This window comes from Leptospira ryugenii (assembly GCF_003114855.1).
In the GTDB taxonomy this organism is placed as follows: domain Bacteria; phylum Spirochaetota; class Leptospiria; order Leptospirales; family Leptospiraceae; genus Leptospira_A; species Leptospira_A ryugenii.
The window spans coordinates 580,237-603,918 of sequence record NZ_BFBB01000003.1; the positions used below are offsets into that span (position 1 = coordinate 580,237).

The 23,682-nt window shown below is 39.4% G+C and carries 15 protein-coding genes; 6 read left to right on the top strand and 9 right to left on the bottom strand.

From position 1 onward, the window contains the following. Position 1: 1 nt before the first annotated feature. Both DI060_RS07175 and DI060_RS07180 read left to right on the top strand, forming a co-directional pair. A complete protein-coding gene (locus DI060_RS07175) occupies positions 2-1,975 on the top strand; it encodes a glycoside hydrolase family 5 protein (protein WP_108975176.1) in 1,974 nt (657 codons plus the stop codon). Next, on the top strand, positions 1,972-3,831 hold the full coding sequence (locus DI060_RS07180; RefSeq protein WP_108975178.1) for an adenylate/guanylate cyclase domain-containing protein: 1,860 nt from the start codon (positions 1,972-1,974) through the stop codon (positions 3,829-3,831). The genes DI060_RS07175 and DI060_RS07180 overlap by 4 nt, the downstream gene beginning before the upstream one ends. Here the strand turns inward: DI060_RS07180 and xerA are convergent. Then, a complete protein-coding gene (xerA, locus tag DI060_RS07185; RefSeq protein WP_108975180.1) occupies positions 3,828-4,769 on the bottom strand; it encodes a site-specific tyrosine recombinase/integron integrase in 942 nt (313 codons plus the stop codon). The two genes, DI060_RS07180 and xerA, sit on opposite strands and share 4 nt — an antisense overlap. Positions 4,770-5,073: 304 nt before the next feature. On the opposite strand from xerA, the gene recA reads away from it, so the two are divergent. Both recA and DI060_RS07195 read left to right on the top strand, forming a co-directional pair. Next, entirely contained in the window at positions 5,074-6,222 is a 1,149-nt protein-coding gene (recA, locus tag DI060_RS07190; RefSeq protein ID WP_439956892.1) for a recombinase RecA, read from the top strand. Between the two features lie 147 nt (positions 6,223-6,369). Further along, the gene (locus DI060_RS07195; RefSeq protein WP_108975184.1) at positions 6,370-7,431 is read left to right on the top strand and encodes a hypothetical protein; all 1,062 of its coding nucleotides are present in this window, start codon (positions 6,370-6,372) and stop codon (positions 7,429-7,431) included. Here DI060_RS07195 and DI060_RS07200 read toward each other — a convergent pair. Both DI060_RS07200 and DI060_RS07205 read right to left on the bottom strand, forming a co-directional pair. Beyond that, the gene (locus DI060_RS07200; protein ID WP_108975720.1) at positions 7,428-8,255 is read right to left on the bottom strand and encodes an aldo/keto reductase; all 828 of its coding nucleotides are present in this window, start codon (positions 8,253-8,255) and stop codon (positions 7,428-7,430) included. The genes DI060_RS07195 and DI060_RS07200 overlap by 4 nt on opposite strands. A gap of 118 nt (positions 8,256-8,373) precedes the next feature. Next, entirely contained in the window at positions 8,374-10,764 is a 2,391-nt protein-coding gene (locus DI060_RS07205; protein WP_108975186.1) for an ATP-dependent Clp protease ATP-binding subunit, read from the bottom strand. A gap of 132 nt (positions 10,765-10,896) precedes the next feature. Between DI060_RS07205 and DI060_RS07210 the strand changes: the two genes are divergently transcribed. Further along, complete coding sequence (locus DI060_RS07210; protein WP_108975188.1) at positions 10,897-12,285, top strand: TPM domain-containing protein; 1,389 nt, start codon at positions 10,897-10,899, stop codon at positions 12,283-12,285. Next, a complete protein-coding gene (locus DI060_RS07215; RefSeq protein ID WP_108975191.1) occupies positions 12,285-14,198 on the top strand; it encodes a SpoIIE family protein phosphatase in 1,914 nt (637 codons plus the stop codon). The genes DI060_RS07210 and DI060_RS07215 overlap by 1 nt, the downstream gene beginning before the upstream one ends. A gap of 6 nt (positions 14,199-14,204) precedes the next feature. Here the strand turns inward: DI060_RS07215 and DI060_RS07220 are convergent, their stop codons facing one another. From DI060_RS07220 to lsa20, 6 genes are read right to left on the bottom strand one after another with little or no spacing between them, the layout of a single operon-like run. Then, positions 14,205-16,073 (bottom strand): two-component system sensor histidine kinase NtrB, encoded by a 1,869-nt coding sequence (locus tag DI060_RS07220; protein WP_108975193.1) that lies wholly within the window; start codon positions 16,071-16,073, stop codon positions 14,205-14,207. A gap of 8 nt (positions 16,074-16,081) precedes the next feature. Beyond that, a complete protein-coding gene (locus DI060_RS07225; protein ID WP_108975195.1) occupies positions 16,082-16,945 on the bottom strand; it encodes a patatin-like phospholipase family protein in 864 nt (287 codons plus the stop codon). Positions 16,946-16,987: 42 nt separating this feature from the next. Beyond that, positions 16,988-19,483 (bottom strand): cation-translocating P-type ATPase, encoded by a 2,496-nt coding sequence (locus DI060_RS07230; RefSeq protein WP_108975197.1) that lies wholly within the window; start codon positions 19,481-19,483, stop codon positions 16,988-16,990. 20 nt (positions 19,484-19,503) lie between these two features. Beyond that, entirely contained in the window at positions 19,504-21,774 is a 2,271-nt protein-coding gene (locus DI060_RS07235; RefSeq protein WP_108975199.1) for an NAD(P)-binding domain-containing protein, read from the bottom strand. 13 nt (positions 21,775-21,787) lie between these two features. Beyond that, a complete protein-coding gene (locus DI060_RS07240; protein ID WP_108975201.1) occupies positions 21,788-23,083 on the bottom strand; it encodes a sensor histidine kinase in 1,296 nt (431 codons plus the stop codon). Beyond that, complete coding sequence (lsa20, locus tag DI060_RS07245) at positions 23,083-23,682, bottom strand: LIC11469 family lipoprotein adhesin Lsa20 (RefSeq protein WP_244594304.1); 600 nt, start codon at positions 23,680-23,682, stop codon at positions 23,083-23,085. The genes DI060_RS07240 and lsa20 overlap by 1 nt, the downstream gene beginning before the upstream one ends.

Here is a 23,682-nt window from a genome sequence, read left to right on the forward strand (position 1 = left end):
GATGAAAAAACTCTCTGTTAAAGGTGAGTGGTTTATAGATGATACTGGTCGCTATCGAATCCTTAGAGGTGTAAATCTAGGAGGAGATACAAAAGTACCTTATCCCAAGGGGGGAACCCAGTTCCCTACAGACTTTTCCGATCATAAAACGGTCAGTTTTGTAAACAGACCCTTTCCTTTGGAAGAAGCTGATGAACATTTCACAAGACTGTCTCGTTGGGGTTTCAATTGCCTGAGATTGCTGACCACATGGGAGGCTGTTGAACATAAAGGACCTGGGGAGTATGATGAAGAATACTTGGATTACTTTACTAACCTTGTTAAACTAGCAAAGAAATATGGATTCTACCTTTTTGTAGACTTCCACCAAGATGTTTGGTCTAGAATGACAGGTGGTGATGGGGCACCAGCCTGGATATTTGAAAAGATAGGTATCGACTACACAAAGTTAGCAAAAGCAGATGCCGCCCTAGTTATGCAGGACAAATATGACTACTCTCGACCTGGCATTCGACAAGAAGAAAACTACCCTGTGATGTGTTGGTCACAAAATTATCGTTATGCTGGAAATGCGATCATGTGGACCTTATTTTTCGCTGGAAAAGACTTTGCCCGGCATTTTAATATCGATGGGAAAAATGTACAAGACTTTCTGCAGGATCATTACCTCAATTCAATGCTAGAGATCGCAAAACGAATCAAAGACGAAGAACATGTTCTCGGTTTTGATTCTTTGAATGAACCTGGAAAAGGATTTATCGGAAGAGCAATGAACGATAGAGGCATCCATGGTACAGAAGAGGATCCGGCAAAACCTGGACTTGCTTGGTCACCTATCGATGCGCTCTATGCCGCTCAAGGCTACTCCATCGACTTACCTTACCTCACACTCTCGGTATTGAAGGGCGGATTTGTACCATCCAAAACAGTAAATGTAAATCCCAATCGGGTTTCGATCTGGATGGATTATGTAGATGGAGATCCTTTTCAATTGGAAGGAGCCTGGTCCTTGAGTAAAGACGGGACGCCAATGATTGAACGAAATGATTTTTTCCAAAAAGTCAATGGAGAGGCGATCGATTTTGATAGAGACTATATGATTCCCTTCATCAGAAAGGTAGCGAAAACAATACAAAATGTACGAGCTGATTGGATGGTGTTTGCAGAACGAGAAGCAGTGGATGGTTTGATGAAACCAGAATTCAATGCTGAATTGCCACCAAATACTGTTAATGCGACCCATTGGTATGATATTATCACTTTAACATTCAAAAAATTTTGGTATCCTATCACTATCGATCCTCTTTCGCATTGGCTGGTATTTGGAAAAAAAGGTATCCAAAATATGTATGTTCGCCAACTCTCAAGAATTAAAGAGGCAAGCGCAAAGATACGCCAAGGGGTACCGACCCTCATCGGCGAATTTGGCATACCTTTTGACCTGCATGCAGGGAAGGCATACCGCAAATGGAAAAGTGGTAAGTATACCCCTTCCATCTGGAAACACCATATACGTGCTTTGGACACAATGTACAATGCAATGGATGAATTGTTTCTGAATAATACACTCTGGAATTATACAGCGAGCAACCAAAATGATTTGATGGTGGGAGATGGATGGAACCAAGAAGATCTGAGTATTTTCTCAAGAGACCAAATACTCCCTGGCAGAGAACCGGATTTGTATGGTGGCGGAGGTAGGGCTATAGAAGGCTTTTGCCGACCCTTTGCTGAAGCAATCCAAGGAAAACCCATAGAGATGAAGTATTCTCTCTCCAAGTCATTTTTCACACTCACCTGGGAGGTTGATACAAACACCAAAGAACCAACGATTGTGGTTCTACCACGTTTTGTTTATCCGAACGGATACACTTTAGAAACGTCTAATGCTCAGATCCTAAGAGAAGAAACAGGAAAACTGTTTGTGATTGGGAAGGAGACAGGAATCGCAAAGATTTCTATCCAAGCAAAATGATAGAGTTAAAACAGTTACTAGCCAAATACCCTTGGGAAGATCGATGGACCAAACTGGGTAAACCCATGGATTTTCTTTTCGAGTTTGATTTAAGAGTGACTCGAGAAGAAATTTGGCCTTTTTTGATTGATACCTCTTCGTTTAACAAACGTATGGAATTGCCAAAATTTAGTTATGAGGAAAGAAATGGGGTCCTCAATGGAAAAGCAAAACAAATCGGAATGGATCTCGTTTGGGAGGAAGTTCCATGGGAATGGGAATATCTCAAAGAAATAGCTAATGCACGTATTTATTCAAAAGGATTTGCAAAATATCTAAGAACCTATTTCATTCTCGAGCCACATGGAGAGGAGAGGAGTAAACTCTTCGTTTATTTTGGTTGGATACCCAGAAACATTTTCATGAGACTGCTCTTACAGTTTGCAGTCCCTACCATCAAAAAAGATTTTCTGCGAACCCTTGCTGGGATCGAAGAGGAAATCATAAATCAAAAGTCTAACAAACCAAAGGTTTTATTTAACACTGCAATTTCATTTCAAAATGAATTCCAATGGGTACACCCGGAAAAACTCGAAGAATCAAAAAGAAAGTTCAAAGAAGTGGGAATTTCTGAAACCACAACCAATGAAATCATTGAATATTTAAAAAGAGCAAATGACAATGAGATAGATAGAATCCGTGTCAAATCCATCTCGCAACTCTTAGACTTAGACCCAAATGAGGTGCTCAAATTTTTCTTATACGGTTGCAGATTTGGTATCTTTACCTTGAGCTGGGATGTCATTTGCCCACATTGCAGAGGAGTTCGAACCAGTGTACAAAAATTAGGTGATATGCCTCCCGATGATGAGTGCGAAGTTTGTGAGATCCAGTTCAATACAACCGAACAAAACTCTATCGAAGTCACATTCCATATGCACCCTTCTGTGCGTGTTGTAGAAAAACAATTTTTCTGTGCTGCTGAACCCAACACAAAAAAACATATTTTGCTCACAAAACACGTACCTGCTGGAAAAGTTTTCTCTTCCGATTTACTCATCAAAAACGGTTTGTACCGTCTACGCCAAAAAGGCAAACAGAAGTATCATTTGGTCGAGGTTAATGAAAGTAATTTAGATAAAGAAATCGTTTGGACAGAAGAACTTGGCAACCAAGAAATCCAAGTGAAACCCAAGCCTGGCATCGTATTCCAAAACCAAAGTGATGAGGGAATCACGATTGTATTAGAAGAGCGAAAGGAAGACCAAAATAGCCTGCGGCCCAAAGAACTCTTTAATTTCAATGAGTTTCGAGATCTTTTCTCCGAGGAGGCAATCGCAACCAATCTACAATTGGATATTGGTGTACAAACCATCCTCTTTACAGACATCGTTGGTTCCACACGCTTTTACGAGTCTACAGGCGACCATGGCGCCTTTCTCCAAGTGAGGGAACACTTCGTGAAGGCTTATACCATAATACGAGAGCATAAAGGTACTGTTGTAAAAACAATCGGTGATGCAGTGATGGCCAGTTTTCCTGCCCCCCTCTTTGCCTTCAAAGCAGCAGAAAGTTTACAAGGATGGTTCCACAACTCTAATGAGGCAACCGAGATAAGGATTCGGGTGAGTATCCATTCTGGAAACTGCCTAGCCGTAAACCTGGATAGCAACATTGATTACTTCGGAAACACAGTGAACTATGCTGCAAAAATGCAAGGTGTTACTGGTTCTGGAGAAGTATCCATAAGCGAAACTGTTTTTCGCGACAATAGCATTCGAAACTATCTAAAAGAAAAAGAAATGAAACTCAAAAAAATAGATTTTCCTTTATCTTGGACAGAACGTACGGACACAGTGTACATTTGGAAAAGTTAATCTTTCTTGGCATGAGGGTGTGCGTTTCGGTATACCTCACGTAGTCGATCTCTCGAAACACTCAGATACACTTGCGTAGACGTTAATGAAGAATGTCCCAAAAGCTCTTGGACAGCGCGGATATCGGCTCCAGCGTTTAACAAATCCGTTGCGAATGTATGTCTAAACTTATGTGGGGTGATAGGTTTTTCCATACCTAACAGAGCTCTCCGTTCTGCCAGAATATATCTAATCCCGCGGGTTGTAAGCTTTGTCCCTCTTTGGTTTAGAAAGATTTCTTCTGCTTTATGCGCGTTTCCCCTTTCATCCAGATAAGACTTTAAAGCTTCGCGAGCTTCATCACCGATAAATACATACCTCTCTTTTCTGCGCTTTCCCATAACTTTCAAACTAGTCAGTTCCATATTTAAGTCACTTAACTTAGCATTGACGAGCTCAAAAACCCGCAATCCTGTGGAATAGAGAATTTCAACAATTGCCTTGTCTCTTGCATTGAGCGAATTTGTTTTTTCTTCTGATTCAAATTCTAAGATCTCTTCGGTCTCTATGGGTGTAAAATTTTTGGGTAGTTTTTTTTTGGTTTTAGGAAAACTAACAGAGAGTATAGGATTTGCAGGTATCTTTTCCTCTCGAAACAAAAATTTATAGAAGGTACGAAGGCTAGATAACTTTCTACTTTGTGTACGTTTATCTAATTTTTTAGTCGTTTTTAGGTCAGCAAAATAGCCTCTTACATCTAGTACATCTACACTTAAAAAATCGATTTCTTCTTTTAAACAAAATTCAAAAAAGAATTTGAGGTCTCGTAAGTAAGCAAAGAGCGTATGTTCAGAGTAATTTTTCTCAATTTTTAAGTACGTTCTGTACGCAAGAAAGGATTCCACCATTTTTTGGCTGGCATGGGACGGGAGTTTTACTTCGAGAGTGGATTCTGTCATACAGACTAAAAATCGGCATAGGGAGGGCTTTCCCTCCTAAAAAAATACTATACAAGTACTTACCGGCTGTATAGTATGTCTCTTGCGCAGAAAATATAGGACATAATCAAAAAAAAACCCTCCGCAGGGAATTTTGTCTTAGCTATCTGACATAATCAGTTATAAATTCGCAAGAAAGGGCAGAGTCCTCGCAAAGAGATACTCGCAAAGCTGGGTGCGGCAGATTTTATTGGTATCTAGGCAAGAGCCTCGGAACCACGTTTGACCGATCAAGACCCTACTCTTTCGGAGACACGTTGAGGAGATGGAACTAAGTATGAAAAAAGAAAAGTCTGAGAAAACCGTAGATAAAGAAACCGACCAAAGAAAGCAGGCAATCGACGCCGCACTGGGTCAGATTGAAAAGCAATTTGGGAAAGGTTCCATCATGCGCCTTGGTTCTGATACACGCATGGCAGAGCTCAATGTGGTCTCCACCGGCTCTTTGGACCTAGACATCGCTCTGGGCATCGGTGGCTTCCCTACCGGCAGGATCATCGAAATCTACGGCCCTGAGTCCTCTGGGAAAACAACTCTGACTCTCTCTGCCATTGCCCAATGCCAGAAAAAGGGGGGCATTGCTGCCTTCATTGACGCCGAACATGCACTAGATCCTTCCTATGCCAAAAAGTTAGGTGTCAATGTGGACGACCTTCTTGTGGCACAGCCAGACAATGGGGAAGAGGCCCTCGAAATTTGCGAATCTCTCGTCCGTTCCAATGCCATTGACCTCATCGTCATCGATTCCGTGGCGGCTCTCGTTCCGAAAGCCGAGATTGAAGGCGACATGGGTGATTCCCATATGGGTCTGCAGGCACGCCTTATGTCCCAAGCGCTCCGGAAACTGACAGGTACCATAGCAAAATCCAATACCATCGTTATTTTCATCAACCAAATCCGTATGAAAATCGGAGTGATGTTCGGTAGCCCCGAGACGACAACAGGCGGAAACGCCCTTAAATTCTATGCCTCCATTCGTCTAGACATCCGTCGGATCGAAACCTTAAAGGAAAAGGAGGAGCCAATCGGAAACAGGGTACGTGTCAAAGTTGTCAAAAACAAATGTGCGCCTCCTTTCCGTCAGGCGGAATTTGACGTTATGTATGCCAATGGCATAAGTCGTGAGTCATCGCTCATTGATCTGGCGGTGAAACATGACCTGATCGCAAAGGCAGGCTCCTGGTATTCCTACAAATCCGACAAAATCGGCCAAGGCAAAGAGCAGGTCAAAAACTACCTAAACGAGCACCCCGAAATCGCATTTACTCTAGAAAATCAAATCAGGGATTTAAATGGGTTGCCACTTTTAGAAGAGGGTGCGAAGATTCAAACTAGAGAGGTCAAATCCATCGAGCGGGATCCAAAGTCAAAACCCGTGAGCTTCTCTACTGACGAGGTTGCTGTCGGAGAATAGCAGTTTCGGTCCAAACACGGCTTTCTTTTTAGGAACCATTGACCGGAGTCGATCTATGTCGGCCCCGGTCTTTTTTTTTAAGAAAGAGGCAGTCATTTTTTTTCCATTCATTGTCAGGACAGGCGTTTTTTCATTTTTGGTAAAAGAATGTTTCTGTTTCGTCTGCTGCCTATTGTATTGCTCGTATTCACATTCCACTGCCAAAGTCTCTCAAAGAAAAATGTAGAAATAAACAGTGAGGAACAACTAACACATCGTATTTGGTCTGGAGAGATAGAGTCTCCCATAAACCCCAAGCATTCGACAGAAATGAACCAATCTTGGAAGCTAATGTTGGAACGCAGAGAGCAAATCACCTCTTACCTACAGGCAAAGTCCTTTAAAGCCAAGGGAGAGACAGTTGTATACCCTTTCAGTGGGATTGATGTTTTGAATCTTTTTTCTTTTTTTCCAAAAGCAGATCGTTATGTGTTATTTGGTCTAGAAGATCCAGGTTATCCTTTCCATTGGGAGTCAAAAAAAGAGGGAGACCGCAAAATCGTTTTAAAAGGAATTTCGGAATTATCTCTTCATTTAGCGGGAAGAAATTATTTTACCTATCGGAAAATGAAAGAAGAAACAAAAAAACCTGCGCTATCGGGTGCCTATCCGGTCTTCGTTGCTTTTTTAAACCGATTAGGGAAAAAAGTCATCGGGAGTAAAGAAGAATTGATCCAAGGCAATGGTATCGTATACAAAGGATTTACTTTGGTTCTTTTCGATGAGCTAAACCAACAAGAACAGTCATTGACTTACTATAAGATCTTTTTAACGGGCAAGGAAGGTGTCCAAGGAGATGGATTGTTTGAATACTTTTCATCTCTTGGAGAAATTAGTATATTTACAAAGTCTGCGGAGTATCTATTCCATGGAGAGAAAAGAAATGCATTTAGAAGCCTCCTCCTCGCCAAAGCTACGTTTGTTGTCCAAGATGATTCTGGTTTTCCCATTCGTTTTTTCCCGGAGTCGACATGGGAAAGGACTCTTTTAGGAAGGTATGAGAAATCATGGAACCTTTCAGGCGCAATCGAACCGGAGTTCCAAGCTGAAATGTTGAAACTCAGTACAGAGGCAAACCAAGAACCTCTGCCCTTCCCTTTTGGTTATGGGGTTTTAGGATCGAAGAAGTCAAACCAATCCAGCATTCTTGTACTAGAGAAAAAAAATTAGAGAACGTCGGAAGGGTCCCAACAAGTTCGATAATTTTCATTCCATGAATCCATTTCTTTCATATCAGCTTCTGAAATAGAAAAGTCAAAGACAGTCCCATTTTCAGCGATACGATTAGGATTAACGGACTTGGGAATAACAACATTTCCCTTTTGCAAAGACCAACGGATCAATATTTGCGCATTGGTTTTGCCATACTTCTCTGCCATAGCGGTTACTTTTGGATCTTCCAGTTTTTTACCATGAGCTAAGGGGCTATATGCTTCTAAAAGGATACCTTTCGATCTACAATAATCAAAAAGCTTAGTGTCGTTGAGAAAGGGATGGAATTCAACTTGGTTCATTGCAGGTAGAATGGAGGTCTCCTTTATCAGCTCTTCCAAATGAGAAACCATGAAATTACTAACGCCAATGGACTTGGCCTTACCTGATTCCTTAATTTTCTCTAAGGCTTTCCAAGAATCGAGTCTCTTGCCTGTGACAGGGAAATGGATCAAATACATATCTACATAGTCCATACCCAACTTTTCTAAGGAACGATCCATAGCAGCCAATGCTTCCTTATACCCCTGGTCCGCATTCCAAAGTTTGGTCACGACAAATACGTCTGATCTTGGTATGCCACTATCCCGAATAGCTTCACCCACCGAGGACTCATTTCCATAAATTGCAGCAGAATCAATATGTCGGTAACCAAATCGTAATGCAGCCTCGACAGCCGCATAACATTCCTTTGGTTTTGATTTCCAGACTCCTAAACCCAGGGCAGGAACATTGGTATTTTGGTTGGTAGGAATGTGTGAGGAAGTAATGGTATCGAGCATAGTATTTAGACAGAGATAGTGGAAAAAATAATTTGGAGCTAGCGAATTTTCTAAATTTTGGTGTTTTTGAGAATAGACAAAGAAGCCTTTGCCTATTCCCAATTCCCAATTCCTTTCATTAACTTAAATTTGGTTCTAGGCTGCCTTTCTGCAATTTAAAACTCAAATTGTTTTCATTCCAATCTGCCAAATAGGTTCCTTCGGCAATATTGCCTGCCAGGATTTCTTTGGAAAGAGGTCGATTCACAATGCGATTGAAAACCTGATTTAAAGGCCTTGCACCAAATTTTGGGTCATAACCTTGCTCAGAAAGAATACGTTCCGTACTTTCTGAAAGTTTAATTATGATCCCTTTGGATTTTAACCTTTCATTTAGAAGAGCTACCTGTTTCTCAATCAATTTTTCCATGATAGAAGAGTCAATAGAGGCATAGGTCAGAATCGAGTCCAATCTTCCTAAAACTTCGGGTTTAAAATCTGAATGGATATCTTTTGAGTTTGTGGTCAAAAGCACAATCGTATTTCGAAAGTTAATTGTTCTTCCTTTGTTATCGGTCAATCTACCATCATCCAAAATTTGCAAAAGAATATCGGCAAAGTCTGGATGTGCTTTTTCAATCTCATCAAACAAAACGACGGAATATGGTTTTCTTCTAATCGCTTCCGTTAAGATACCTCCTTCTTCGTATCCAACGTATCCAGCAGGTGATCCAATGAGTTTTGCTACGGAATGTTTTTCAGAATATTCTGACAGGTCTAGGCGAACCATGTTAGATTCCGAATCAAATAGATACTTAGCCAGTGCTTTTGCTGTTTCTGTCTTTCCAACTCCGGTAGGCCCCTTCAACAAGAAGGAACCCAAAGGTCGATTCTCAGAGGAAATCCCCGCATAACTTGTCAGAAGTGTCTCCGCGATTTCCTTGATTGCCTCTTTTTGTCCATATACGACTTGGTTCAATTGATTTTCCAAATCTAGTATATTCTCTTGTTTTGTTTTTAAAATTTTTTCGACTGGTATGCCTGTTTGTCGTGAAATCACACTTGCAACATGAGGCCTACCCAATATCCAGATATTCTGAAATGCTCCTAATTCTTTCTCTAACTCAGGCAATACGGCAAATTTTAAACGAGAAGCTTCCGTATAATCCGCTCTTGATTCAGCATTTTCTAAATCAAACTTCACTCGTTCGATTTTGTTTTTAATGGAGGCCATTTGTTTCAAAGAATTGACTTCCTTTTCCCATTCAGCCTTGCCTTCATTGAATTTTTTCTCAAGGATTTCTATCTCCTTTAAGATATCTTCATTCTTTTTTTCAACTTGGGCATAGATTTTTTTGGAACGAATTTCACTTTCCAGTTCCACTAACGGTGCAGGCATAGCTTCAGCAGATAATTTTAGAGCTGAGGCTGCTTCATCGATTAAATCAATAGCTTTGTCAGGAAGATTTTTATCTGTAATGTATTGGTCAGATAAAAATACTGCAGAATAGACCGCTTCATCAGAAATTTTAATCCCATGATGGATTTCGTGTTTATCTCGAATCCCCATCAATATTTCTATAGCATCCTCTTTTGAAGGTTCATTGACTGGAACAGAGCGAAACCTCCTTTCCAGTGCTGCATCACCTAAAATGTACTTTTGGAATTCTTCAGGTGTTGTTGCACCTATGCAATGTAAGTCGCCTCTAGCCAATGCAGGTTTCATTAAATTGGCTGCGTCCATGGCTCCTTCTGTTCTTCCAGCGCCTACCAATTGATGGATTTCATCAATAAAAAGGATCACCTCACCCGCTCGAGATTTTACAAATTTAAGTAGGTGTTGTATCTTTTCCTCAAAATCACCACGGTACTTTGTGCCCGCCATAAGTTGACCCATGTCAAGGGAATATACGGTCTTTCCTTTGAGAACATCGGGCACCTTGCCTTTTACAATTTGATCAGCCAATCCCTCAACAATGGCAGTTTTGCCTACCCCAGCAGAACCAACTAACACAGGATTGTTTTTACTACGACGACCTAAAATTTCCATGACAGAGCGAATTTCTTTCGTCCTTCCAATCACCGGGTCTAATTTCCCGGCTTTGGCTTCTTCATTCAAATTCAAAAGAAAATCAGGAATCTCTTGGTCCGTTTCCTTTACTTGCAAATCATCAATGTTAACCTTCAGCTCCGGTAAGATATCCGGGAGATAGCGTAAAAGATCTGACTCTTTGATCTCTTCTCTCCCATTTTCTGCAGCCCTCCCAGATGCCATCGTTATCCATTGACCGAGTTTCCCGGAGGTGCGCAAATTCTCGAAGGAGATATCAGTGGTAGACCTGGGAAGCTTCGAAAGTAAAGTATCCACGCTGCCTCGGTACTTTGCCAGAGCTCTCGCAGAAAAGGACGAAGGATGTGAAAGTAGGCCTAGAAAAAGGTGCAAAGGAGAAATCTCCGGATTCTTCCTACGAATGGCATCCGTTTGGGCTATATCCAAGGCTCCTTGGACAGTAGAATCAAATTGTTTCATATATGGCTCCTTTTTTTAGCACTCTAAGCCTTAGACTGCTAATTTCTTCGATTTCCTTCTTTTTTCAAGAAGAAAAATGCAGACAAGGCTGATTTCGCTTTGAGATCGAGGCGATTTCTGCGAAAATAAGGCATGCCCCGCCTTTTCATTCTCTTTCTCCTATTTTCTTGTCTGGCTAGCTCCCTCTTTTCCGAAAGTCTGGACCTAAGCTCAATTCCCAATCCTCGGTTGAGCAATGGCTGGGTTTTGGATGGGATCGGTTACCTGATAGATTCAGGTGCGGAGGCTAGACTGAATGCATTGATTGGAAATTTAGAGCAAGAGACAGGTGCTGAAATAGCAGTTGTTACACTTTCTAGCATTGGCGAGGAATCACCCAAAGATTTTGCGGTAAGGCTGTTTAATTATTGGCAGATAGGCAAAAAGGGCAAAGAGAACGGAATTTTGGTTTTACATATAGCAGACCAAAGGCGGGTGGAAATCGAAATAGGGTATGGAAATGAAGGTGCTATCCCAGATATCATAGCCAAAAGGATTTTAGAAACACATGTGATTCCCAACTTTAAAGAAGGTCGGTTCTCATTAGGTCTAGTTTTAGGCGTGCATTCACTCATTCGTTGTTTGAAAATGCCAAATCTTAGCTTAGAAAAAAAACTTATCTTACCCAAGATGGAAGAACAATTCAATGACAATTCTATGGAGTATTATTTATCGCAAAGTGATCGTTTGGTGACGCTAAAACCAGTACCTGGAATTTTTGAAAGACATCTTTCTTCTCCCTTCCAAAGTGCGAAAGAGTATGCAACTTACTGGTACGCCTTGGGTAGTTCACTACTTTTTTTATTCATAGGCTCCATTCTTGCTGTTTTACCTATCGGAAAGTTCGCTTTTTATCAATCTTATCTTCATATTGGCAGATGGATTGTATGGCTTGCCACAATCTTTGCCGTTGGCTTTATCTCCTATTCCGAATATTATGAGAGTGAATCATTTTGGTCTATCTTACAAATTTTACCCTTCGGTTTCCTACTTTTAAAAGCAAATGGGTGGATCTTAAAAAGATTAAGAGAAAATCCAAGAAGTTGCGGACGATGTGGAAACAGAATGATTAAATTAAATGAAAAAGAGGACAATGCGTACTTAGATGCCGGAGAAATAACTGAGGAAAAGATTAAATCGTTGGATTACGATATTTGGTATTGCAAAAACTGCCAACATACCCAAAAAGAAAAGTATTCTGGTGAATCCCCGGCCTCCGGATGCCCACGTTGTTCTTACAAAACCTTTCGTGAGGTGAGTAGAACGGTTATTTCTGTTGCTACGGAAAGTCATGGAGGTGAAGAGATTGTGAATTCAAACTGTGCTCATTGCAAACACCAATCTTCCGTTCGAATATATACAACGAAATTATCCCCGCCTTCTAGTTCCGGTAGCGGGTCGAGTTCTTGGTCAAGCAGTGGTTCTAGTGGGTCTTGGGGAGGCGGAAGTTCTGGCGGAGGAGGCGCAGGGAGTTCTTATTAATGAAAAGGATACTCTTATTATTTTTCATTTGTTGTGCCTCAAATATCTCTTCGGAAACCGTTTTTCTTGAAGAATCTCAGGTAAAAGCTAACATCGGCAAAGCGATAGAATATCAAATTTTACCTACAAGTGCTTCTAATTTGCAAATGATCCTAAACCAAGAGTCAAATTGGAAACAAAACGATAAAATCACAATTCATTTACCGAATGTAAAGGAGACTGCATGGTTCAGAATCCAACTGGAACATGCAGGCAAACAACCAGAGACTTTTTATCTCTTATTTTCAAGCCCAGTGATCGATAGGTACGAAGTGTACTATCAGAACCAAGGGAGATGGTTACAAATGGTAACTGGTGAACAGGTTTTTATGAAAGATAAACCATTGTTTTCCCATATCCCAACCTTCCCATTTACACTTACCCCTGGCGAAAAAAAGACACTCTATGTAAAAATGGAATCAGAAAACCCCTTATTCTCGTTCGTATCGGTATACCCATCCAGATCGTTTCTTGAATATTCCAAAACAAGCGATATATTTTTTGCTGCTTATTTTGGAGCGGGTGCTCTCATGTTCTTTTATTCTCTTTTTCTATCTTATAGTCTCAGATATAAACAATTCTTCTTTTACTTTTTTTATCTTGGCTCAGTCATTTTAGTAACTCTGTTTTCTACAGGATTCATTCAGTACATAGAGATAGGTACATCGCATGAATGGAAGAATTATCTATTTCCTGTCTCAATCTACCTCACTGGTATCTTTGGATTATTGTTTACCGCTGAGTTTTTGGATCTGGAAAAACATGGTCAGACACATTATAGAATTAACGGTGCTCAGATTGGACTTATGCTACTTTTGATGCCAAGCATTTTGTTTATCGATATTCGAACCTACATTGATACAGCAGTCAAAATTGTAATTCTCCCTATCCTGTGGGGGATTTATCTATCCATTTATTCCATCGTAAAGTATCCCAAACGTGCAGAAAATTATCTCTTTTTCTTTGCTTTGAGTTCTATTTTGATTGGTGCCGGCATTAATGTAACAACGATTCAAGGTTGGGTTTCACCACTCGCTGTTGCTTCCTATAGTTTGCCGTTCGGTGCCGCCATTATGATCATGCTCCTCGCAATCGCACTTATGTTGAGGGTAAGTGATTTTAGAAAGGAATATGAAGATAAACAAGAGTTGGATACACAACTGAAGGTTGCTAAAAAACTCCAAAAGGATTTACTTCCTAAACACCGATCACATCTAAAGGAGTTCCCGATAGGATTTCGTTATTTACCGACCTCGGATATAGGAGGTGATTTTGTTCAATTCCTAGAGGATGAAAAGGGAATTGGCATCTTTCTTTGTGATGTCTCTGGACATGGCATTGCAGCGGCTATGATTGCAAGTATGACAAAGGTTTCTCTACAACTTTGGGCCGACGAACTGGATAAACCTGCCAAAGCTGCAGAAAGGATCCGCCTCTCATTAAAGGAGAATCTTTCCAGTCACTTCTTAAGTGCTGTTTTTCTTTATATCAATCCAGAAAAGAATATATTTAAAATTGCAAATGCAGGTCACCATCCGGTGATATTACTCAGATCAGACAAAGAGCCATTCTACATAAATTCGAAAGGCAAGGCTATTACAGAGTTTATACCATTGACGTTGGAAGAGTATGAATCAGAACTTCCAAACGAAGGAAAATTTGTTTTGTATACCGACGGCGTATTAGAAGCAAGAGATCCTTCCACCAATCAATTATTTGGTGATGAGAGATTCAAAACTCTATTGATGGAAAATATGGATCTAGACCCTCAATCACTTTGTGATCGTGTGATTGGAGAAGTGTTTAGATTTTCTAAATACAAAAGAGCCGATGATGATATTACAATCTTTGCTATTGATCTCAAAAAAAAGTGAAACTGTTTATTTCAAAACTGGGAAATAACAATAGATAGCTGTACCTAAATTTAGTTCGCTCTCTACATGGATATATCCGTTCAGATTTCGAAGTATCCCATAAACTATGGGCAATCCTAAACCTGTTCCGTCCTTTCCTTTCGTTGAAAAAAATGGCTCGAAAATCTTATTCAAATTTTCTTTGGGAATGCCAATGCCATTGTCTTCAAAACATAACTCGTAATACATCTCACCTGGCAACAAGGGATATGGGATTAGTTCCAAATTCTTTGTCAAAATTTTTCTAAGGCTAATTTTTAGAAGCGGTTCTTCTCTTTCTTTAACTGCAAATATTGCGTTTTCATATAGATTGGAGAGAATCTGGAAGGTATAGGTAGAATTGGATAATACCCAGGCTTCATGAATATCTGCTTCGTGCGAATAAATGATTTTTACCTGGCTAGCAGAAGGTTGTTCTGCGAGAAAAGAAACAATGGATTGGTTCAAGTCGAGTGCAATTAAATCCTTTGAATCCTTTCTTCCAAAATCCAATATTTGTGATACCAAAGACTTTGCTTGGTCTAGACTTTTGATTAACTTTTGCATCGTTTGTTGCTGCAAGTCTTCTTTTAAAGTAGTATTTAGGATTTGGGAGTAATTCAAGAGAGGGGTCAAAAGATTATTAAAATCATGTGCAATACTACTAGCAAATGTACCAAGAGCTTCCATCTTTTGAGCTTGCCCATATAATCTTTCAAGATCAATTTTTTCCGTTATATCTTTCGCCTCAAAAACCAGATAAAGTCCTTTACCACGGGAATCCTTTACAATCGACAAATCGCAATCGAGAAAAAGAGTTTTCTCGCCTACTTGTGGATAGGTGAGAAACAATTTTGTTTTACCCTTTTTCCAAGTTTCTAATATACTTGAGACAAGCTTATCTTTCTCGGCAGATGAATGGAAAATTGATTGAACGAAATCTAGACCTATGGTTTTATTTTCATCTATTTTGAAAACTTTTTGAGACTGTAAGTTCATTTTCTGAACTTTGCCCATCTCATCTAGAAGAATGATCATTTGTGATGAGTTATTAAATAAACCTGTAAAAAGTTGTTCATTAAGTTGCCTTGCCTCTTCCAATTGATTGTATTGGGAGATATCATGCAAAGTACCGAATATCTTAATCCTCTGATCACCTAAAAATTCACTTTCTATAACTATGTGAATGTACTTATTCGTTTTCGTAGTTTGCACTTGTATCTGCTTTTCATAAGTCATTGCACGCAGATTTAATTTTTCCCAGATTTCAAGGAGTTCATTTCTTTCTTCGCCTACTACCAAATCGAATATTTTTGAGATCTCTGGAGTCAACGCATAAGAATAGTCTAATATATTAAACATTTCCAATGACCAGAACATTCTTCCATCAGGAATATCTAATTCAAAGTGACCGATTTTAGCTAATTTTTGTGATCTTGTTATGATCTCTTCACTATGCACCAACATATCCCAGGTTTTAGATTGTTGCTTCAGTGTTTCATAAATTTCCCATGTACGGTCTAAAATAAGGGGCAAACGATTCAAATTGCTTTGCATAACAATATCTGTAAGTCCAGCATGGTAAAGAGAGATACTATCAACAGGTTGGTCATTTTGAGAGATCAAAATCAATGGATTGTTAGGATGGTTTTGTTTTAGAAGATTGATGGTATCGATTGCGATTGGATCTAAAAGTAAAATAATGCCTAAGTCTTCAGAATGGATATGGTCTAAGGTTTTTTCTCTTTCCTCCCAAAATGACCAAACGCGGAGATCAAGTAGAGATTTAATAGAAGAAATGAGACCTTCGTTTCCGCCTAAAAGGTAGATTTTCTTTTTTTGTAAATAACGAAGCATGTGGATGCTTAGATTGGAAACGGAAAGAGCGAGAATTGATTCTCTGCTAAAATCAATTCTTTATTCTTATAAGCAGTTCCCCTACCCTCAGCCATCGCAAATTTGCCAAGCGAGAAGTCGTTAGGAGAAAGATAAGGTGTTTGTGTTTCCAATCGAATCAATCGTTTGCCTTTCTCCTTTGCCAATAGTGTTTTTAAATCTTCTGTTTCGGATTCAATAATGGATACTGAAGCATCAAATGCTCGTTTGATAACACTTTTACTGATGGGGCGGCTGTTATTGATCTGATGGATCACAATTTTATCTATACTTGGATCTAAGATCAGTTCTTTTATAGGCTCACTATCGCCGATACCGCCATCCAAGAATTCACTATTATTAAACGTTTGTACTTCATATAAAAATGGGAATGCAATAGATGCCATAACAGCATCCAAAACATTGCCTTCTGTTATCAGCTCTCGTTTAGCTTTTGTTAAATTTGATACAGCAATTCCTAAATGGACAGGTAAATCCGAAAATGACTTTCCTCCGAGATAAGGATTTAAAAGATTTCTAGTGGCTTGGCCTGTTAAAACACCACTGTAGCCCTTCCAACCTTTTTTAAAAAATCTTCCCAATTGAGTAAACGAGTTACCTTCCCAAAAATCAGATTTTTTTAATGAGAGAACCATCCTTTCCACTTCTGAGAGCTCGATACCCGCTGCATACAATGCGCCTATCAGTGCCCCAGAACTCGAACCCGTGACAATGCTGGGTTTAAAGCCAATCTCAGAAAGCCCTCGCACAAAGCCTGTATGAGCAAAAAAACCGAAAAAAGCAGATTTGAGACAGAGCGCAGAATACTTTTTTGGAAAGAGCAAATCGATCATATCTTACTGCAAGATTTTGCCTAAATCGAAAACCTGTATAGACTAAACTTTGCGCCTAAAAATAATTTTTCGTAGTTCATATACTACAATCGTAAGTATGGAGATAGAAGAGCAAAAGGCAATCGTTTTGAGATTTAGCGGAGCGAAATGGAAAATCTTTTGTAAAACTGGAATGTAGATAGCAGAGTACAAAGAAAATAAAGTACCCATGACTACTATGGGCAATACGGAGTTTGGTACGCGGAATGTTTCCCAAAACGCTAAATTCGAATTTCGGTTTACCATAATTAACAAAAGATTTGTGAAAACCAAAGTATAAAAACAAACTGTTGAAATGATAAGAGGATCATCCTCAACATTCGCTTCATACTTCAGTACATAAAAATATGCTAACATGATGGAAATCAGCGAAATCGAGCCTTGTGCCAATGCATTTAAAAACAGTGACTTATCAAATAAAGTTTCAGTGGATTTCCTGGGTGGTTTATTCATTTCTGATACTTCGACGGGTTCTCTTTCAAAGACTAAAGTACTCGTTGGATCTATAATCATCTCTAAAAATACGATATGAACCGCAGAAAGGATTTGAAATGGTAAATGAAGTAAAGAGGGTAAAAATGCACATCCAATGATTGGAATGTGAACAGCAAGTATATAAGCCAATGCCTTTTTTAAATTATGAAAAATGTGCCTCCCCTCTTCAACAGCTGAGAGTATTGAGGAAAAACTATCGTCCAAAAGCACTAAATCTGAGGCTTCTCTTGCCACATCCGTTCCTCTTTTTCCCATAGCAACGCCGATATCTGCTGTCTTCAAGGCCGGTGCATCGTTCACACCGTCCCCTGTCATTGCGACTACTTCACCCAAACCTTTTAGAATCTTAACAATCTGCCATTTATCTTCTGGGCTTACTCTACAAAAGATATTTACATTTGAAATTGTCTGGATACTGTCTTCTTCCCTTAAGCTTCTAAACTCTTCGCCTGTGCATACAGAATCTGGATTTTTGAGACCAATCTTTCTTGCGATGTGTTTGGCTGTTTCTGGAAAATCTCCTGTGATCATTATCGTTCTTAGCCCGGCTTGGTATGCTCTTTGAATCGCATTTGGTACCTCTTCGCGAATAGGATCTTCAAGACCTACGAAGCCTAAATATTCAAATTGTAAGTCATGCAGTTCTTCAGGTATCGCCAGAGAATTTTGTATCGCTTTGGCAACAGCAATAATGCGATACCCTTCTTTTGCCATTCGATTTACAATTGCTAACTGGTTGTGCTTCTCTTTTTCATCCAATTGAGATAGGCTTAGGATAGTCTCTGGTGCTCCTTTCGCAAAAATGGATAAAGTGTCTCTATGTTGGTAAACAGATGCAAATGCTAAAATATTTTGAGTAATTGGGAAATCTTTCAGCCAATGCAGAACAGGCTCATTTTGTAAGTTTATAGATTTAAATTTATTTCTTGCTTCTAAAAATGCAAGATCAACGGGATCTAGCCCCGACTCTTTACTCGCACGTGCACCGACAAATACTATATGCTTAGAGCTCTCGTTCCAATGACCTTCCTCTTCATTCGAGTCACCTGAACCGTAAGTATGGATTTTTTTAATGCTCATACGATTTTGTGTTAAGGTGCCAGTCTTATCAGTACAAAGTATCGTTGCTGTACCTAAACTTTCAATAACACGTGTTTTACGAGTTAAGACATTTTTTTTACTTAAACGATAGGCACCAAAGGCGAAAAAGATGGTTAATACTAGAGGAAGTTCTTCTGGAAGGATTCCGATGGCAAGAGTTAAACCTGATAAGATACCTTTCAGCCAATCTCCCTTTGATACACCAAGATATAAAGCTAGACCCAAACAAAGTAACATTGCAAAGATAAATACTATCCGAACAATTTGTTCAACTTCCAACTCCAATCGAGTTTTATTCAGATTTTCTTCAGCTATTTTTTTTCCAATCTTACCGATTTCTGTAGATTCTCCGATGGATTTAACTTCGCAGACAGCTTCACCATTTACAACCAAGGTTCCGCAATAAATGGTATCGGCCCTGTTCTTGGTAACAGAGATGGATTCTCCGGTAAGAATGGACTCGTCAACTTTGAGATGCTGAGTACTTACAATATTTGAGTCAGCAGGTATCCGATCACCTTCACTGAGAAGGATATAATCTCCAGGCACCAACTCTCTGCCATCCAATCTCTGTATGGCTGCGTCCCGAATTACCATACATCTTGGGCTTGCCATCTCTCTTAAAGCTTTCAATGCTTTACTCGTTTTGCCTTCTTGGATGAATGTAATAATCACAATGAGAGCCACTGATGCAGATAGAATCATTGCTTCTCCCAAATCTCCAATGAGAGTATAGATTAGTCCAATTAAGACCAATAGAAAGACCATTGGTTCCTTTAAAATATCATAAAGGCTCTGTAAAACATTCTTTTCTTTTTGCTGCCGAAGTTCATTCCAACCCGACACCTTTCGAATATTTGGAATTTCCTCAGAACTTAGCCCTTTAAATTGATCAATCTGCAATGGATAGCACCGTTGTTTTTTTACGAATTCTTTGCCTGAAGCGTATCGAAGAAAATCCCCTGATTAGTAGAACGACCAAAGGACAAGACATCCGTTGGGCAGAGAGATACACAAGCGGAACATCGAACACATTGTACACTGTCCATAGGTCTACCTTGGTTGGCATAAGACATCACATCTATCCCTTGGTGACAGTTTTTTGTACAAATGTTACATGATATACATTTTTCTTTCTTTGCAAAAATTCGAAACTGAGTAAATTTTGCATAGATATGCATAAGCGCTGCAAGCGGGCAAAACATTCTACACCAAATTCTACCTGAAAAAAAGAAATAAAGTCCTACTCCGAGCACCCCTGCCAATCCAATATCCACAAGCAAGTCATACATCCATTTTACTGAATCCACAAACATACCTAACTGACTTTGAGAATCACTTGGATTCCAAAAGTAAATCGAACTTAATTTACCAAGAGTCAATAAAAATGCGAGCCCTAGTATGATCTGTCCAGAATGCTCCCATCGGTAGGCAAGCTTGGAATGTGGCATCTTTTGCCTGTGTTCATCACCCAATGTTTCTGCCAGTCCTCCACAGGAACAAATCCAACCGCAATAGGCTCCTTTTCCGTATCGTATAACTAAGATCGGAAGAAGGACAAAAGTTGTCGTCAGACCATATACTAACCAAAAGTATGTGAGAGACCCATCATAGAGAACTGACATACTCAAAGGCCAGAGCAAAATAAATCCATAAGCCTTCCAATAGGCCCCATTTGGAAAAATTTGAGTGTTCACAAAACTATCTGGGCCACCCAGAAATCCATTCTTTCCTAAATAAGGAAATATTATCTCAGGAAGCAGGAATAAGAAAAAGACTTGGATAAAAATCAAACATGACGTTTGCCATGCGATATATTCGGTTTTTCGAATATACATCCTTCGAATGCCAAAGACAAGTATTGTCAGCGAGTAAAGAAAAGTATAATGAAAGCTCGGAAGTTTTGATAAGAAATGAACTCCAAAGAATTTCGAAGAGACATACGTATATGTAAAGTAGAGTAATACAAATGACAGGTAAACATTTCGAAAGATAGTCCACTGATTTGACCAGAGGAGAGTTTTAGAAATGCCATATAAGGTAGGTAATAAAGATATGAATCCAATGAATAACGAAAAGTTTGCAATCTGGGTCGCAAAAAAACCGGTATAGAAGGATGCCTTACCAAAATAAAAAAATGAGGCAAAGCTTAAAGCGGAAACCAATCCGAAGTATTCCCATTTTGACCATTGGTTTTCCATTAAGATGCCAATCTGATGTAAAAAATTTATGGGAGCTTTTGATCCAATAAGGATGAAGACTTGGCTACAGAGGATCTTTTTACCTTTCTCTGCTTGGAGAAGGACCACGGAGTTTGATTTGATTTCTGAAATCTTGGCCTCTGGATGAAATTGAATCTTTCCTTCAGCTACCAAATTCTGAAATGCTTTTAGATTTTCCACCTTTGGCCTAACCAGTTCCTTTCCCTTATACACCAGGTGTAGCGTTTTAGCATAGGGGGCAGCAGCAATGGCAGCTTCAATGGCGGAATCCCCTCCTCCTACAATCACGACATCATGGTCGCTCGTATCCTTTGGATCAATTAAACGATAGAATACATGTGCGGAATCTTCCCCAGGGATAGACAATCGTTTGGGATCCCCAGATTTCCCAATGGCCAAAATTACATTTTTTGAAGAATAGCGAATGCCATCTGTTAGTTGAACTTCAAACCCGCCCGTACTTTTGTTTTTTGTAATATTCGTAACTCTAGCATTGGTCTCAACCTCTATTCTTTCCTGATCTAGAACATTTGTCAATTCAGCAAGGAGGGCTTCTTTCGTTTTGCCAGTAAGAGCGATCGGAGATTCCAATTGGAGATCATCGGGATATGCAAAGATGGGCTTTCCTTTTGGATAGCTTAGTATCGTTTGGAAGCTAACATTTGATTCCAGAACTTTGCATTTTTTTCCAAGTCTTTTTGCTTCGATCGCACAGGCTATACCACTTGGTCCTGCACCTATGATGATTGCATCGTAGTCTTCCGATTTGTTTTCATAGGTATGTTTCCAAACTTCTATGCCACTTTTAACCGCAAGTTTGAGGAGCGGAACACCCGTTAAATCTCCAATAACAAATAAACCTGTTAAATTGGTCTCGGAATTTTCCGTTAAACGAGGATAAGTTTCTTTTTCTCTCTTAGGAACACCTGCATTCAGCCAGTTCAAATACTTCGAAAAGAGGGAAATCACCATTTACATATTCCTTTTAGGATCCCTTCGGTAATCTAAGGATCATCTTTGTCCCATAACCCTCCCTCGATTCTATCCAAAACTCCCCAGACTGGACAAGCAATAATTCATAGCTGACAAGTAAACCTATGCCAGTTCCTCTTTCCCCCATCGTTCCAAATTCTGATTTGATTGGGTGGCGGTTCATGATTGCTTCTTGGACAAACAAGGGGATTGGTTTTCCTTCATTTAAAAATGAAATTTCTGTTTGGTGGCCTAAGTCTTTGGATTCAATTTCCACTTTTCCTCCAATAGGAGAAAACTTTATCGCATTCGAGAGAAGATTGCGAAAAATGGAGGCCATCATCCGTTCATCAACAAAGGCAATATGTTCCTTTGCAACTTTAATGTCCCAATGAATCTTTTTTTCGAGTGCGATCACTGAAAACAACTCTAAAGAGTTTTGTAACAGTTGCTCCAATCCGACTCGCTCAGGAATAAAATGATAGCGTTTGGTATCGTTCTTTACCCATTCCAAAAGATTTTCTAAGACAACATAACTTTGGTTTGCATTTTTTTGTAGTTCTTTTAGTGAATTTGTAATCTCTTCTGCAGAATATTTTTTCCAAGATTCCAGTAAGATAGACAAAAAAGTACCCATACTTCCTATGGGACCTTTTAGATCATGAGCTAAAATAGAAAAGATTCTTTCTTTATATAGATTGGTTCGTTTGATCTCTTGTTGATTTCTTTCTGTATTTCTCAGAAAGTAAAAAAGTACGGCAGCAAGAATCAAAAAACAAGAGGCAACAGAGCTGATCTGGAAGGACTCTCTCACTCTAAAATCAAAAAATGGGCTCTCGGGCGTGAGATAAGGAGGCTCATGTAAGAAGCCAATATATGTATATAAGAATAAATTTAATAAAAAATATGCTAAGATTAAATATTTATGTTTATAAGATAAAACCAAAAACGGTAAAAGTGCAATGAGCAAAAAATTATAATGAGCGCCCAATAAATTTCCGTAAAAAAGGTAGGTTGTTAAAAAAACAACTAACGGAATACAGGAAAGGATCAGAACTCTGGACGTTGTGTAATAATGTTTATGGTTTAAATAGATCGCATAAGATAAAATGAAGGCAAACGGGGTATTGATTGCAGGGATTAAAAACTTACCCAGAGAATCATAGCTATAAAAAAGAATGCTATAAAGGATATTCGATGAAATTGCAAGCAGAGCGGATATGTTTGCCAATTGAATCCGAAGGCTAGATTCGGGGTCACGTTCTTCTGTAACCCCTGCATAAATCAACTTTCTTAGAGTCGGAATCATCAATCCATCTCGTTGTGAAGCTCTTGCTTGGCACCTTTTTTGAATTCGAACATCCTCTCTTTGCTCATACCAATGATGTGGTGTGTGATGGAAAGCCGATCTCCAACAAACTCAGGCGACAATCTTAATTCCACGACACGATACCACGTTTCTTTGGGAGGGACAATGAAGGCGTGGTTCACACATAGACATTTGAATTTAAAACCAAAGCTATGTTCTACAGGTAAGGCCTGGTGAGGAGCTGCAAAGAAATAAATTTCTTTATCACTTTCATTCTTCATGACGAGGACAAATTGTTTTTTTGAACCGGGAGACATCCAAAAACTTGAATCTTCGATGGGTATAGAGAAAGGCTTTGGTTTTGCATCAGTAACGGAACCAGTTGTCCAAAGATCTAAGGCTTGGCCGACAGATGGTTCATAGATTTGCATTTTCAATGGGATTTGTGAATATTCCCAAGAAATTTGAATATGAACCTGTTTGGCCTTACTTGGTTCGTTTAGACTTAGTTCTTGTGCTGCGTTTTTGTCTGTTTTTCCACAATGGGCAAAACAAAACATGAGAACAAGGCACAAGAACCGTATGAAATAGGGAAACAA